Origin of the sequence: Actinotignum urematis (assembly GCF_051264595.1) — a bacterium.
Taxonomy (GTDB): Bacteria; Actinomycetota; Actinomycetes; order Actinomycetales; family Actinomycetaceae; genus Actinotignum; species Actinotignum timonense_A.
In genome coordinates this window covers 1-14,746 of the sequence record NZ_JBOZBG010000018.1, presented here as the reverse complement: position 1 = coordinate 14,746, position 14,746 = coordinate 1, and the positions used below count along the sequence as shown (strand labels likewise).

Genomic DNA, 14,746 nt, shown 5'->3' with positions numbered 1-14,746 from the left:
CCTAGACCGAGACCGCGCCGGTGAGCTTGGGGTGGTGCTGGTAGCCCTGGGTGGCCGAAATATCATCCATCTCATAGGAGAAGAGGGAATCGGCTTTGCGCAGCTCCAGAGTGGGGAAGGGATAGGGCTCACGCGAAATCTGTTCGCGCACCTGATCAAGATGATTCAGGTAGATATGGCAATCCCCGCCCGTCCACACAAAATCACCAACATCCAGGCCGACCTGCTGGGCAATCATATGGGTAAGAAGAGAATACGAGGCAATATTGAAAGGCACCCCGAGGAACATATCCGCACTGCGCTGGTAGAGCTGGCAGGACAGCTTGCCATCAGCCACATAGAACTGGAAGAAAGCATGGCAAGGCTGAAGCGCCATCTTATCCAGATCCGCCACATTCCACGCGGAAACAATCATGCGCCGCGAATCCGGGTTGCTGCGCAGGGTTTCCAGGAGCTGGGAGATTTGATCGATATGCCGGCCATCCGGCGCGGGCCAGCTACGCCACTGGTAGCCGTAGACCGGGCCGAGCTCACCATGTTCATCAGCCCATTCATCCCAAATGGTGATGCCATTGCGCTGCAACCACTCAATATTGGTAGAGCCACGCAAGAACCACAACAGTTCCCCCTTGATAGGCTTCATGGCCACGAACTTAGTGGTGATACGCGGGAAACCATCAGCCAGGTGGTAGCGCAGCTGGCGCCCGAAGACAGAGAGGGTACCCGTGCCGGTGCGGTCCCCCTTGCGAGTCCCATTGGCGAGGATATCGGCAAGCAGATCTTCATATTGGCGATTAATCATGAACCCATCCTACGTGGCTACGACGACAGAAAAACTTGCTGCGAAAAAGCACCTGGCTAGGCCGCTTCGGCAAGGCTTCCCCGGGAAGGGCAGCATGCCGGGCGAGCATCCTAGCCCTGCGCGATGATCTCGTGGATAAGCGCGGCGTCGCGCTCCACCACTTTCGCGGCGTACTGGGCCACCTTCTCTTCAATTTTCTTGCCGACGAAAGGAATGGAGACCCGCACCTCACCGGTGACCGTGACGGTGGCCGGCCCAGGGCCGGAAACCTGGAAATCAGCGCTGGCGTGGACGGGAAGTTTGGCTTCCAGCTGCGCTGCGACGTCGTTCCCATTGCGGGTGAATACAATACTGGCCGCTAGACCGGAAGAAAGGAAACGCCGGGCCTGCGCGGGAAGCTGGTCGGCGCTGACCTGCACCGTCATGACCGCGCGCTCGGCGCCGGGCGTGAAGGAAGACGGTTGCGTGTGGAGCGCGGCGAGGCGGCGATTGGCGAGTTCTTCGGACATGAGGACGGTGGCGACGGCGCTCGCGGGGGCGCTGATCTCGTAGCTATGGGAAAACTGCATGGCTATATTTTCCCGCATGGGTGCGGCGCGAGGGAAGCTCGGCCGGATTTTTCAGCGCAGAGCCGGAGGGTGCGGGTATGTGGCGTGCGGAATGGTTACTTAACGTCGAGGTCTCTCACGTTGTATTCGATGGCGACGCCGATAGCTACCGCGTAGGAATGCAGCCGTTGCAGTGTAGGGTTGATGACCCCCGACTCTAACTCGGAGACCCACTCCGGTGTTACGCCGAGGCGTTGGGCCACAAGGTCTTGAGAGATGCCTTTGCGTTCACGCGTGGAACCGAGAGCTTTGAGAAATAGGCGATTTCTCCGGGCTTGCTCATATGAGCGTTGCGTAACTTCAGGAAGGATGTCCATGGTTATTACCTCATAGTCTCTTTCCGAGCCAGCAACCCGTAGGCAATTTCGATACAGCCAATCACCAGCAGCAGCGCCCACGGCACCCACCAGCCGCGCTGGAGAATGACGGTGAGAAGAAGGGGGAGGAGGCCGGCAGCAATTGAGCTCGCCCCGGCCCACATCCAGCGTTTAGTTTTCGCCGATTCCATTACTTGTAGCTCCTTCGCTCCCGGCCGCGGCATTACGCGCAGCTTCGGTACCACGCGCAGCTTCGGTACCACGCGCAGCTTCGGTACCACGCGCAGCTTCGGTGCCGTGCGTGGCCTCGGTGCCCCGCGCAGCATCGCCGCCATGCGAGGCCGCGGCACCCCGCCCAGCTTCCTCACCGGCCAGATCGCGCGGCGCGGGTAGCCCGCGCACCCGATCCAGAAAAACATAGATAAGAAGAAGGATACCCAGATAGGGCAGCCCGGCATACCAGGCTACCGGCATGAGCCAGAAGAGCGCCACAAAAATAGCCAGGCAGCCGGCCATGACGGCCAGATTCGTCACCGGGGCGCCCCAGAGGCGAGCCGGAGGGAGCTCGAGTCCCAGCTGCTTGCGGCGTCGTCGAAAAGCAATATGAGTGGCCATCACTAAAGCCCAGGTGAGCAGGGTCCCGACCGTAGCGCAGCCGTACAAATACGAGAAGCCGGCCTGCGGGGAGGTGAGCGCCAAAATACAGGCGACCACCATTCCCACCATCGCCAAGGTCACCGCACCGCGCGGGGTGCCCTTCGGGGTGGTGCGCGCGGCAAAAGCCGGGGCCATGCGGTCGGTTGCCAGCGCGTGAATCATGCGCGAGGAGGTGTACAGGCACCCGTTCGCCGCGCTCAGCGCCGCCACCAGCAGCACCGCGTTCATAATATGACCGGCGGCCGGAATCGCGGCGGCGTCCAGCGCGTGCACGAAAGGCGATTGGGAAATATCGTGGAGCGGCTCGGCGGTGACCGTCCACGGCTGCATCGCCACCACCACCGCAATCGCCCCCACGTAGAAGAGCAGCAGCCGCCAAATCATGGTGTGCGCGGCGCGCGGAATATCGTAACGGGGATTCCCCGATTCCGCGGCCGTGACCGAGACCGTTTCAATCCCGCCGAAAGAAAAAACCGCCATGCACGCGGCAATGAAAACCGAGCCGGCGCCCAGCGGCATAAAGCCGCCGTGCTCGGTGAGATTGACCAGCCCCACCGGTTCGCTCGCGGGCAGCCCCACAAAAATAATAATGAGACCCAGCAGAATAAAGACCGAAATGGCCGCCACTTTAATCATGGAGAACCAGTATTCCGCGGTGCCGTACAGGCGCACCGTGGCCATATTCAGGCCCACAATAAACAGGGAACAGGCCACCGTTCCCACCGCGCTATTGAGCTGGGGCAGCCAGTGCTGGAGGTATTTCGCGCCGGCCGTCACTTCCGCGCCCACCGCCACAATGTAGGTGACCGCCAGATTCCAGCGCGTTACAAAAGCCCCCAGGTTCCCCAGATAAGCCCCCGCGATGGTGCCGTGCCCGCCGGGAACGGGATGCGCGCTGACCATTTCCGCCAGCGCCCACACCACCGAAAGCGCCAGCAGCCCGGCCAGTGCGTAAGAAATAATCGTGGCCGGCCCGGCCAGTGAAATCGTGGCACCCGCCCCGAGAAATAGCCCCGTGCCCAACGCCCCGGATAGCGCAATCATCGCGATTTGCGGGGAGGTGAGGCTGCGCGCCAGCGCGGTGTGGTGCGAAGTGGCGCGGGTACGCACGTTGGTGCGGCTAGCGGCGGTGCGCGTGCGGGCCCGGGCGCCGGGCGAAGCGTGGTGGCGTGCGGCCATGCGGGCTTCCCTTCGTGGATAGAACGACGGCGCAGCGCGGCGCCGCCCCACCCGGCCTCCACCGCCGGCGCAGCCCGGCCCTCGCACTGCCGTGAATATAACTAACGCGGAACTACTAGTGTACTCGCGCGAGCGACTACTCTTAGGGGTATGCCATCTCTCGGTCATATCTTGGAACGGTCCCAAACGCTCTCCGCTTCGCAACGCGAATGGTTGCATCAGCTGGTGGGGGACTGGCAGTTACTCTCCGATTTTTCCTTCGCGGACCTCGTGCTGGTCACCCCGCTCCAGGATGAACGCTTCATTATCGCGGCGGCCTGCCGCCCGGCCACCAACGCCACCGCACTCGATAATGACGTGGTTAATATGACTTTCGATCCGGCCGATTCGGAGAAATTCCGGGAGATTATCGCCACCGGGCAGCGCGGCACCGTCTATATTCACGGCCTGCGTTACGAAGGCTACCCGGTGCGCCGGGCCGGTGAGGATCCGTTCGCGGTTCTCGCCCTGGTGTATTCCCAGCGCTCGCGCAAAGAAACGGTGCTGCGGCATTCCTCCTACGAGGAAATTGAAGAGCAGCTCCTCGATATGGTCACCCAGGGCCTGTTCCCCATGGAAGGCACCCCGAGCGGTTTCCGCCACGGCGCCCCGCGCGTCACGGATGGCTTCACCCATATTGATGCCGACGGCGCGGTGATTTTCAATAGCCCGAATGCGGTGTCTAATCTGCACCGCCTCGGGATTCGTTCCACTTTCGAAGGCCAGCTGCTCGCCGAGCAAATCACCTCGAGTATTGACGCGGAAACCCGCCTGGATGATGCGCTGCCGGTGGTGCTGCTCGGGCGTGCCCCGTGGATGACGGAACTCGAATTGCGCGGGGCGGTGCTCTCCCTGCGGGCGGTGCCGCTGTGGAAGGACGGCAAGCACGTGGGCGCGGTGGTGCTCTCGCGTGATATTAGCGAGCTGCGCCGGCGCGAATTGGAGCTGGTCAGCAAAGACACCACGATCCGCGAAATCAACCACCGCGTCAAAAATAATTTGCAGACCGTTTCGGCGCTGCTACGGATGCAGGCGCGCCGCGCCGACGATAAAAAGGTGATCGAGGTGCTCTCCGAGGCGCAGCGCCGCGTGGAAACCATTGCCCTCGTCCACCAGATTCTCTCCCAAACCGTGGACGAAATCGTGGACTTTTCCGAGGTCCTCACCCCGCTTATCACCATGGCCACCGATATTGCCTCCACGGATGTGCGTGTTTCTTCCGAGGTGCGCGGCGAATTCGGAATGGTGGACGCAAATACCGCCACCCGCCTGGCCGTTGTCCTCAACGAACTGGTCTCCAACGCGGTGGAACACGGCCTGCCGCACGGCGGGCATATTGTGGTGAGCGCGGACCGCGAAGGTGACGTCCTCACGGTGCAGGTGAGCGACGACGGCGTGGGCGTGCCCACCACCGGCGTCAAGCAGGGCCTGGGCACCCGGATTGTGCGCACCATGGTGGAAGGCGAATTGCACGGCACCATTAAATGGGAGGCCCGGGAAGGCGGGGGCACCACCGTCACGCTCACGATTAATGTGACGGCCGGGCTGCCGCCCACGGATGAAAAATAGTTTCCGTTCCCGGCGCGCGTAAGAATTAAGTACGACGACGCAGCCCACTAAGTACGACGACGCAGCCCACGCGCAAAGCGCGTGGGCTGGTAGGACTTGGGCCGGTTCGCCTTAGGAGGCAAGTTCGCGCACTCGGCGGGCGCGGGCGGTGCGGCGGCGCAGCCGGCGGCGTTCATCTTCGGAGGTGCCACCCCACACACCTGAATCCTGGTTGTGTTCGAGGGCGTAATTCAAGCAGTCGTCACGGACGGTACATTCCTGGCATACCCGCTTGGCCCGATCCGTTTGGGCCAGGGCCGAGGCCGAACTACCAATCGGGAAGAAAAGCTCCGGGTCTTCCGTCAGGCACGCGGCACGCGAACGCCAATCCATGAATCCTCCTTTTCCCCGCCAGCGCGGGGCATTCCCGCCTCTGCGGGATATAGCCGTATGTGAGACCCATATATCTTTGCAAAGAGCGCAGCCGCGGTAAAGAGCCCGCAGGTGTGATATTTCAACGCCCATCCTTTCCGGGCTACTCACTTGTTATTCCAGGCTTAAACGACTATGGGGTAGCCCGCCGCGCGCTGGGGGTTTGAGGTAACCGGGCGGTGAGGGACAATAGGGGCATGAGCATTGACGAGGCCCGCCGCCGTTGGAATGAGATTGCCCCCACGCTGACCCGCGCGCAGATCGCCTACCATTCCGGGGCCGATCCGCTCATGACGGATGACCACTACGACCGCCTCATTCACGAGCTGCGCGATCTGGAAGCACGCTACCCGGAGCTCGCGGCACCGGATTCGCCCAGCCGCGCCGTCGGGGCACCGGTGAAGAGCGACGGCGCAGCCACCCTGGCTGCGGGCGCGATGGTGGATGAAGGTACTGAACCGGAGCTCGGCGGTGCGCCGGTGCCCGATGCTCAGCCCTTCGCGCCGGTGCTCCACCGCGAACGCCTCTACTCCCTCCAGGATGTCTTTTCCCTCGAGGATCTGCGCGCCTGGTACGCCGCACTTCCGGGAGTATCCGGGGAATCCGGTGCCGCCGTCACCGCGGAAGCAAAGATTGACGGCCTCGCGATCAACCTGCGCTACGACAACGGCGCGCTCACCGTGGCCGCCACCCGCGGGGACGGCGTGACCGGGGAAGATGTCACCCGCAATATCGCCACCATCGCCGCCATTCCGCAGCGCCTGCGCGGCAGCGATATTCCGGAGGTCATGGAAGTACGCGGGGAAGTTTTCTTCCCCCTCGCCGACTTCGCGCAATTCAACGCCGAGCAGCGCCAGCGCCGCGAAGCAGCCGAACGCGAGCGCGCGGCCGCGGAACAGGCCGGGGATACCGCAGCGGTGCGCGAAGCCAACCGCATCATCCGCTCCTGCCGCGAATTCGCCAACCCGCGTAACGCCGCGGCCGGCTCGCTGCGCCAAAAAGACCCGGCCGTCACCGCCTCCCGCCCACTTTCCTTTATCGCCCACGGCATCGGGGCGCTCGCGGGAGTTCCGGCCTCCCTGGCCGAAGCGCTCTCCACCCAGGCCGGCGTATACGAAGCATTCGCGCGCTGGGGCCTGCCCATTTCCCCCTACACCAAACTGGTCTCCAACTGGGAGGATATCGAGGCTTTCGTGGCGGACCTGGCCACCCACCGCTACGATCTCATCCACGGGATTGACGGTGCCGTCCTCAAAGTCAATGACCGCGCGGTGCAGGCCGGGCTCGGCTACACCTCCCGTGTCCCGCGCTGGGCCATCGCCTATAAATACCCGCCCGAAGAAGTGGAAACCACCCTCCTGGATATCCAGGTCAATGTGGGCCGCACCGGGCGCGCCACCCCCTACGCCATTATGGAACCCGTACTCGTGGACGGCTCGGTCGTCACCCAAGCCACCCTCCACAACCGCGAAGAAGTAGCCCGCAAAGGCGTGCGCATTGGTGACGTCGTGATCGTGCGCAAAGCCGGGGACGTTATCCCCGAAGTGGTCGGCCCGGTCCTCCTCGAGCGTGACGGCACCGAACGCGAATGGGTCATGCCGCGCGCCTGCCCCTCCTGCGGGGCCACCCTCGCCCCCGCCCAGGAAGGCGATGTGGATATGCGCTGCCCCAATGCGCAATCCTGCCCCGCCCAACTGGCCGAACGCGTGGTCCATATCGGCTCGCGCGGGGCGCTGGACGTGGAAGCCCTCGGCGAGGAAACCGCCCTCTGGCTCACCAACCCGGACGCCCGGCGCCGCGAAGCACTCATCGCCCTCGCTAGCGGCCACCGCCTGGAAATCGAAGGCGCGGACGGGCGCAAAAAAACCCTGCGCCTCGCGCGCGAAGCGGCACGCGACCTGGGCATTGTGGACGGCGACGGCGCTATCCTCGACTCCGAGGTGATTATCCCGCCCGCGGTAGCCCGCAGCCTGGGTGTTCCCGAACCCCAAGAACCGGTGCTCCACAGCGAAGCCGGACTTTTCGCGGTACAAGCCGCGGACGTAGCCACCACCTGGGTATGGAAAGAAATCCGCAACGCCGGCCAACCCACCGGCGACTACCGCTACGTGCGCGCCGCCTGGACCAAACCCGCGTGGGGAAGCAGCGCCGGCCAGCGCGTCATCACCAAAGAAAGCGAACCTGGCAAAGCCCTCCTCACCATGCTCACCGAGCTCGAAAAAGCCCGCGGCAAAGAACTCTGGCGCAAACTCGTGGCCCTCTCCATCCGGCACGTCGGGCCCACTGCGGCCCGCGCGCTCGCGGCGGCGTTCCCGGATTTGGCGCAGCTGCGCGCCGCTTCCGTGGAGGAACTCTCCGCGGTGGACGGCGTGGGGGAGATTATCGCCCGCTCCTTTAAAGAATGGTTCGAGGTGCCCTGGCACCTGGAAATTATTGAGCGGTGGGAAGCCGCCGGGGTAGTTTTCGCCGATAGCGCCGCGGACGCTGAGCAAGTTCCCCAAACCCTCGCGGGGATGACGATTGTGGCCACCGGCTCCCTGGAGGGCTATACCCGCGATTCGGTCAAAGAAGCGATCCTCAAGCACGGCGGGAAAGCGGCCGGCTCGGTTTCCAAGAAAACCACCGCGGTGGTGGTGGGGGAGAACGCCGGGTCGAAAGCCGCCAAGGCTGAAGAACTCGGTATCCCGCGCCTGAGTGAAGCAGAATTCACCGAGCTGCTGCGCACCGGCCAGCTCCCCGCATAAAACTAAACAACGCAAAAACCGAGCGCCGCACAGCGGCGGCGCGGCGGGACGGCGCTGCGGCGTCGTACCCGTTGCGGCCGCGCGCGGCTACAGCAGCGGCGCCAGCGGAGCCATAACCTTTTCGGTCACCCGCGCCAGCGTGCCGCGCTGATCCCATTCCCCCAGGGTGAGTTCGCGGGTATTCCGCAGGTCGAATTCGAAAATCTTTTCCATAACGGCCGCGAAACCGGCATCGTGAATCGACATATTAATTTCGAAATTCCCCCGCAGGGACAGCCGGTCAATATTCGCGGTCCCCACGGTAGACCAGGTGGAATCCATCGTCATGGTTTTCGCGTGAATCATGGCGTCCTGGTAGAGGAAAATCCGCACCCCGGCGCGCAGCAGCCGCTCGTAATGCGGCCGCCCCACCCAATCCGTATAAATATGATTGGAGTACTGGGGGATAAGAATCCGCACGTCCACGCCGCGTTCGGCCGCGTCGGTGAGCGCGTCGAGCATGGGCGCATCCGGAATGAAATACCCCATGGTGATCCAGGCCCGCTGCGAGGAGCGCGCCAGCGCATCCAAATACAGCGAAGAAATAGGATAAGTATTATGCGCGGGAGAATTCGTGACCGCCCGCATGCGCGAATCCCAGTGGTGGGTGAGCGCACGGCGCAGGGTGGGATGATCGCGTTTGCGGTAGGCATTCCACATATCCACAAAAGCCACGTCCAGCTCCCACACCGAGGGGCCCTCCACGCGCAGGTGGGTATCGCGCCATTCCGTCACGTACAGGCCGCCAATATTGTAGCCACCCACGTAGCCGACGCGGCCGTCCACCGTCAAGATTTTGCGGTGATCGCGCCCTTTATCGCGCGAACGCCCGGTCAAAATTCCGGTGCGCACCAGCGGGAAATTCATCCAGTGCAGATTGGCGATCCGCGGCGGGTGCCGGAACGAGGGCGGCTGATTGAGATTCCCCCAGGTGTCCAGCAGCACATGGACCTGCACCCCGCGGTGCGCCGCCGCGATAAGCGCGTCGCGGAAACGGTGCCCCACGTGATCCGCTTTGACAATAAACCACTCGAAATAAATATGGTCCCGCGCATTATTAATATCGGCGAGCATCGCGCGATACACATCCGCCGCACCCGTATACAAGATCGCGTGGTCGCGCCCGACCTGCACTTCTTGCGGGGGCAGATGCGGATAAGAACTGACCGGTGGGGTGCGGCGTTTGCGCATTTCATCTACAACGACGACGGCGCCCGCGGCGGCCAAAGGCGCCGCGGCCGCGAGCATACCCGCCGTGCGCAGCACCCGGCGCGAAGTCCACTCAGTCATAGCGCCAATTGTAGACGCTCCCCGGTTCTCACTAATCCACGGGTGCGCCATCGCGCGGTGCAACCGCGTAGACTTGAGCCATGTCGTCATTTTCTAAGGAAGAGGTAGCGCGCTTAGCGGAGCTATCCCGCATCGCCCTGACGGATGCCGAGGCCGAAAAAATGGCCGGTGAGCTTTCCGTCATCGAGGATGCAGTGAAGGCGGTATCCGAAGTTGTTAGCTCGGATATTCCCTTTACCTACAATCCGCTCCCGCTGGCCAATGTCAAACGCCCCGATATTCCGGGGGAAACCCTTGATCGTGAGGAAGTCCTCGCCGCGGCCCCGGCCGCCGAAGAAGGTAAATTCCTCGTCCCGCGCATTATGGGGGAGGAATAAATGAATAGCTTGTTGCTCAAGTCCGCCGCGGAACTTTCCGCGCTGCTGCGCGCCGGGGAGATCACCTCCGTGGAACTCACCACCGCCTGCCTGGATCGCATCGAGGCACTCAACCCCAAGGTGAACGCTTTCCTGTACGTGGATCGGGAGGGCGCCCTGGAGGTGGCCCGCGGGGTGGATGCCGCCCGCGCGGAAGGCCAGGAACTCCACCCGCTGGCCGGTATTCCTATCGCGGTAAAGGACAATATTTGCACCCGCGGGATTCCCACCACCGCGGCGTCGAAAATCTTGGAAGGGTGGCGCCCGCCGTACGATGCGAGCGTCGTCGTAAAAATTAAAGAAGCCCGGCTCCCTATCGTGGGCAAAACCAATATGGACGAATTCGCGATGGGGTCCTCCACGGAGCATTCCGCTTTCGGGCCCTCGCGCAACCCCTGGGATCTGGACCGGATTCCGGGCGGTTCGGGCGGCGGTAGCGCCGCGGCCGTCGGTGCGTTTATGGTGCCGCTCGCCCTCGGTTCCGATACCGGCGGGTCGATCCGCCAGCCCGCCGCGGTCACCGGAACGGTGGGAACAAAACCCACCTACGGGGCGGTGTCCCGCTTCGGTTTGATCGCCATGGCCTCCTCGCTGGACCAGATCGGGCCGGTCACCCGCACCGTGGAAGATGCCGCGCTGCTCCAGGAACTGCTCAGCGGGCACGATCCCCACGATTCCACCTCGCTTCCCGATACTCCTTCCGGCCTGGTGGCGGCCTGCCACGGCGAAGCCGGGAGCTGGGACGGTGCCGGAAGCGATCCGGAGCGCCCGCTCGCGGGCCTCAAGGTGGGGCTCGTGGAAGAAATGCACGGGGAGGGCTACGCGCCCGGCGTGCTCGAGGCTTTCGAAAACGCGGTGGCGCGCATGCGCGAACTCGGCGCGGAAACGGTGGAGCTTTCCTGCCCCAGTTTCCACTATTCGCTGGCCGCCTACTACCTCATCATGCCCGCCGAGGTTTCCTCCAACCTGGCCCGTTTCGACGGAATGCGCTACGGCCTGCGGGTGGAACCCGAAGAAGGGCCGGTCACCGCGGAAACCGTGATGCGGGCTACCCGCGCGGCCGGTTTCGGTGAGGAAGTCAAACGCCGCATTATCCTGGGCACCCACGTGCTCTCCGCCGGGAACTTCGATGCCTTCTACGGCGCGGCGCTGCGGGTACGCACCCTGGTTCAGCGTGACCTGGAGCAGGCTTTCTCCCGGTGCCATGTGATCGTATCGCCCACCTCGCCCACGGTGGCTTTCCCCTTCGGCTCGAAAACGAACGACCCGCTGGCCATGTACCTCAACGACATCGCCACCATTCCCGCCAACCTGGCCGGAATCCCGGGTATTTCGCTGCCGGCCGGGCTCTCGGAAGGGCTGCCGGTGGGCTTGCAAATTCTCAGCCCGGCCCGGGCGGACGCCCTCATGTACCGGGTGGCCGCGGCCATCGACGCCGCGCTCGGCCACAACGTCCCCGCTGCCTGCCCCGCGCGGGATTGGGAGGAATAAAGCATGGATGAACTTATGAATTACGAGGACGCCGTCGCGCGTTTCGACCCGGTGATCGGTTTGGAAGTGCACGTGGAGCTGTCCACACACACCAAGATTTTCGACGCCGCCCCTGTGGCTTTCGGTGCTGAACCCAATACCGATGTGCAGCCGGTCTCCCTCGGGCTTCCCGGTTCGCTCCCGGTGGTCAATGAGGCAGCGGTGGAATACGCGGTGAAGCTGGGCCTGGCCCTCAACTCCCGCATTAACGAGCTCTCGCGTTTCGAACGCAAGAACTACTTCTACCCGGATCTGCCCAAGGCCTACCAGATCACCCAGAACGCCCAGCCGATTATCCTGGGCGGCTACCTGGATATCGAGCTGGCTGACGGCACTCCCTACCGTTTCCCCATTGAACACGCGCATCTAGAAGAAGACGCCGGGAAGAATACCCACGTGGGTGGGGCCGATGGGCGCCTCCAGGGGGCGCGCTACTCGCTGGTGGATTACAACCGTTCCGGGGTGCCGCTCATTGAGATCGTTTCCGATCCGGCTACCGGGGTGGGGAAGAACGCTCCGGAGATCGCCGGCGCGTACGTGCGCGGGATCCGCGAACTAGTGCGGGCGCTCGGCATTTCCGAGGGGCGCATGGAGCGCGGCAATATCCGCGCGGACGTCAATGTATCCCTGCGGGAAAGTCCGGATGCTCCTTTCGGTACCCGCACCGAAACGAAGAATGTCAATTCTTTCCGCGGTATTGAAAACACCATTCGCTACGAGATTTCCCGCCAGGCCGCTATCCTGGCTGCCGGTGGCACGATTCTCCAGGAAACGCGCCATTACAAGGAGGAAATCCAGGGCACCATTGCCGGGCGCGTGAAGTCCGACGCGGATGACTACCGCTACTTCCCCGAACCGGATCTGGTTCCGGTGATCTGCACTCCCGCGTACGTGGAGGAGGTGCGCGCGGGGCTGCCCGAACTACCGGCGGCGAAGCGCGCCCGTATCACCGAGGAATGGGAGCTTTCCCCGGAGGAATTGCGCGATCTTATCAACGCCGGCGCGGTGGATCTGGTGGATGCCACCGTCCGGGCCGGGGCAACGCCCGCCGGAGCCCGCAAATGGTGGATGGGCGATATCGCCCGTTACGCCAAGGATAACGACGTCGAGCTCGAGGACGCCCCCATTACCCCGGAGGCGGTTGCCGAGCTGGACGGCCTGGTCCAGAGCGGGCGGCTCAATGACAAGTTGGGCCGCCAGGCGCTGGCGGGGGTCCTCGCCGGGGAAGGCAGCCCGGAGGAAGTTGTTGCCGCGCGCAATCTGGAGATCGTGTCCGATAGCGGGGCCCTGGAGAAGGCCGTGGACGAAGCCCTGGCTGCCAACCCTGACGTCGTCGAAAAAATTCGCGGCGGAAAGGTGCAGGCCGCCGGTGCCATTATCGGTGCCGTCATGAAGGCTACCCACGGTAAGGCCGACGCTGGTGCCGTGCGCGCCCTCATTATGGAGCGCGCCGCGGCCGAATAAAGCGGCGGTGGTGAACCGGGCTGGTAAAGGCGCGGTAGCGCGCCGGCCCGATAAAGGCGCGGCGGTCAATGGGCCCGGTAAGCCGCGGTAGTGAACCGGACGAAACCGGGCATATCTCGTGAAGGAGGCGCAGGTGGCGCGAACACAAGCAGGGACAGAGCGACAATCTGACGCGGCATCACCTTCGGGTGAGGCCCAGCAGTTCGTGCCACCTCCCTCCCAACGCGAGATTTTTGCGGCCCACGAAGGCGGCAAATTAGAAACCCGCGCGACGGCCGCCATCGAGAACCGCGAGGACCTGGCCCGGGTGTATACGCCCGGGGTGGCGCGGGTTTGCGAAGCGATTCACGCCCAGCCGGAACTGGCCCGCCGCTACACGGTGAAATCCAATACCGTAGCCGTGGTGACAGACGGCACCGCGGTGCTCGGTTTGGGGGATATCGGGCCGTTGGCTTCCCTCCCCGTTATGGAGGGGAAGGCCGCGCTCTTCAAGCGTTTCGCCGGGGTGGATGCCTGGCCGGTGCCCTTGGCCACCACCGATACCGAGGAAATCATCGCGGCGGTGCGCGCCATCGCCCCGGCGTATGCCGGTATCAATCTGGAAGACATCTCCGCCCCGCGCTGCTTCGAAATCGAAAAACGTCTGCGAGCGGAACTTGATATCCCGGTCTTCCACGACGACCAGCACGGCACCGCAGTTGTGGTGCTAGCCGCCCTCATCACCGCGCTGCGCGTAGTTGGGAAAAAACCCGCAGACGCACGCGTGGTGGTATGCGGAATCGGTGCCGCTGGCACCGCGATTATTCGCCTACTGCTGGAATACGGGGTACGGGACATTATTGCCGTGGACCGCGCCGGCACGCTCGGTCCCTTCCGCAGCGAAATCAACCCCGGTCACGCCTGGGTTGCGGGCCGTACCAATCCCCGGCAGATCGACGGCGACGTGCGTACGGCCCTGCACGGTGCGGATGTGTTCATTGGCGTTTCCGGCCCTAATATTCTCGACGGCGCAGCTCTGGACACCATGGCTGATAAAGCCATCGTTTTCGCCCTGGCTAATCCCACCCCGGAAATCGCTCCCGAAATCGCGCGCGAGCACGCCGCAGTGGTGGCAACCGGCCGCTCGGACTACCCGAATCAGATCAATAACGTGCTGGCTTTCCCCGGGATCTTCCGCGGTTTGCTTGACGCTCATGCCACCGAGGTCAGTGACACGATGCTGCTGGCCGCGGCTAAGGCGCTTGCTGATCTGGTCGGGGAGGATGCGAATCCGGATTACATCATCGTTTCTGCCTTTGACGAGCGGGCTGCCGAAGCGGTGGCGCAGGCGGTTCGCGAGAGTGTGGCAGTTGTCTAGAAAACTCCGACGCGGTTCCCTCGGGTGTGTGGTGGGTGTCTCTCTGGTTTGATTTGCGTCTAGCGGGCTGGGCTTGTAAGCTTGTTATCCGTCGCCGAGAGCCCGGTAAGGGTCTGAGGTGGCACGGAAACTCCTCGTGAGTAGCCTAGTTCACTAGCTTCCCGGTTTGAAAGAATCGGGCCACGGTGGTAGGCTAACGGGGTTGCTCTTCTTGAGCGTGAATGATTCTCTCCGGACCAGCCTGTCAATGGTTATTGGTGGTTGGTGTGGGGTGTGGATATGGTGTTTGGATGCTTAATAGCGTGTCTGACTAATATATTTTTT

The 14,746-nt window shown here is 63.4% G+C and carries 13 protein-coding genes; 6 read left to right on the top strand and 7 right to left on the bottom strand.

Going from position 1 to position 14,746, the window contains the following annotated elements:
* Position 1 precedes the first annotated feature (1 nt).
* The 5 genes from ACRQDJ_RS07700 to ACRQDJ_RS07680 form a co-directional block, all read right to left on the bottom strand.
* Entirely contained in the window at positions 2-802 is an 801-nt protein-coding gene (locus tag ACRQDJ_RS07700) for a thymidylate synthase (protein ID WP_087069792.1), read from the bottom strand.
* A 110-nt stretch (positions 803-912) separates the two neighbouring features.
* Positions 913-1,371 carry a DUF2505 domain-containing protein gene (locus tag ACRQDJ_RS07695; protein WP_284904763.1) on the bottom strand — a complete coding sequence of 153 codons (459 nt, stop codon included), beginning with the start codon at positions 1,369-1,371 and terminating at the stop codon, positions 913-915.
* A gap of 95 nt (positions 1,372-1,466) precedes the next feature.
* Positions 1,467-1,727, bottom strand: coding sequence for a helix-turn-helix domain-containing protein (locus tag ACRQDJ_RS07690; RefSeq protein ID WP_284904764.1), 261 nt, complete (start codon positions 1,725-1,727; stop codon positions 1,467-1,469).
* 5 nt (positions 1,728-1,732) lie between these two features.
* Positions 1,733-1,918 (bottom strand): hypothetical protein, encoded by a 186-nt coding sequence (locus tag ACRQDJ_RS07685; protein WP_284904765.1) that lies wholly within the window; start codon positions 1,916-1,918, stop codon positions 1,733-1,735.
* Positions 1,899-3,563 (bottom strand): amino acid permease, encoded by a 1,665-nt coding sequence (locus tag ACRQDJ_RS07680; RefSeq protein WP_284904766.1) that lies wholly within the window; start codon positions 3,561-3,563, stop codon positions 1,899-1,901. The genes ACRQDJ_RS07685 and ACRQDJ_RS07680 overlap by 20 nt, the downstream gene beginning before the upstream one ends.
* Positions 3,564-3,713: 150 nt before the next feature.
* Between ACRQDJ_RS07680 and ACRQDJ_RS07675 the strand changes: the two genes are divergently transcribed.
* Positions 3,714-5,171 carry a sensor histidine kinase gene (locus tag ACRQDJ_RS07675; RefSeq protein WP_101595621.1) on the top strand — a complete coding sequence of 486 codons (1,458 nt, stop codon included), beginning with the start codon at positions 3,714-3,716 and terminating at the stop codon, positions 5,169-5,171.
* Between the two features lie 111 nt (positions 5,172-5,282).
* On the opposite strand, the gene ACRQDJ_RS07670 is transcribed toward ACRQDJ_RS07675, so the two are convergent.
* On the bottom strand, positions 5,283-5,543 hold the full coding sequence (locus ACRQDJ_RS07670; RefSeq protein ID WP_016441656.1) for a WhiB family transcriptional regulator: 261 nt from the start codon (positions 5,541-5,543) through the stop codon (positions 5,283-5,285).
* A 236-nt stretch (positions 5,544-5,779) separates the two neighbouring features.
* On the opposite strand from ACRQDJ_RS07670, the gene ligA reads away from it, so the two are divergent.
* A complete protein-coding gene (gene ligA / locus ACRQDJ_RS07665) occupies positions 5,780-8,326 on the top strand; it encodes an NAD-dependent DNA ligase LigA (RefSeq protein ID WP_284904767.1) in 2,547 nt (848 codons plus the stop codon).
* Positions 8,327-8,413: 87 nt separating this feature from the next.
* Here ligA and ACRQDJ_RS07660 read toward each other — a convergent pair whose 3' ends face one another.
* Positions 8,414-9,655: a phospholipase D-like domain-containing protein gene (locus ACRQDJ_RS07660; RefSeq protein WP_087069777.1), complete on the bottom strand. Its 1,242-nt coding sequence runs from the start codon at positions 9,653-9,655 to the stop codon at positions 8,414-8,416.
* Between the two features lie 80 nt (positions 9,656-9,735).
* On the opposite strand from ACRQDJ_RS07660, the gene gatC reads away from it, so the two are divergent.
* The 4 genes from gatC to ACRQDJ_RS07640 all read left to right on the top strand — a co-directional run bounded on the left by gatC (position 9,736) and on the right by ACRQDJ_RS07640 (position 14,422).
* The gene (gatC, locus tag ACRQDJ_RS07655) at positions 9,736-10,032 is read left to right on the top strand and encodes an Asp-tRNA(Asn)/Glu-tRNA(Gln) amidotransferase subunit GatC (RefSeq protein ID WP_284897581.1); all 297 of its coding nucleotides are present in this window, start codon (positions 9,736-9,738) and stop codon (positions 10,030-10,032) included.
* Entirely contained in the window at positions 10,033-11,562 is a 1,530-nt protein-coding gene (gene gatA / locus ACRQDJ_RS07650; protein WP_026429254.1) for an Asp-tRNA(Asn)/Glu-tRNA(Gln) amidotransferase subunit GatA, read from the top strand.
* Positions 11,563-11,565: 3 nt separating this feature from the next.
* Positions 11,566-13,065 carry an Asp-tRNA(Asn)/Glu-tRNA(Gln) amidotransferase subunit GatB gene (gene gatB, locus ACRQDJ_RS07645; RefSeq protein WP_284904768.1) on the top strand — a complete coding sequence of 500 codons (1,500 nt, stop codon included), beginning with the start codon at positions 11,566-11,568 and terminating at the stop codon, positions 13,063-13,065.
* Positions 13,066-13,198: 133 nt separating this feature from the next.
* Positions 13,199-14,422, top strand: a complete 1,224-nt coding sequence (locus ACRQDJ_RS07640; RefSeq protein ID WP_284904769.1) for an NAD(P)-dependent malic enzyme — start codon at positions 13,199-13,201, stop codon at positions 14,420-14,422.
* Positions 14,423-14,746: the final 324 nt, after the last annotated feature.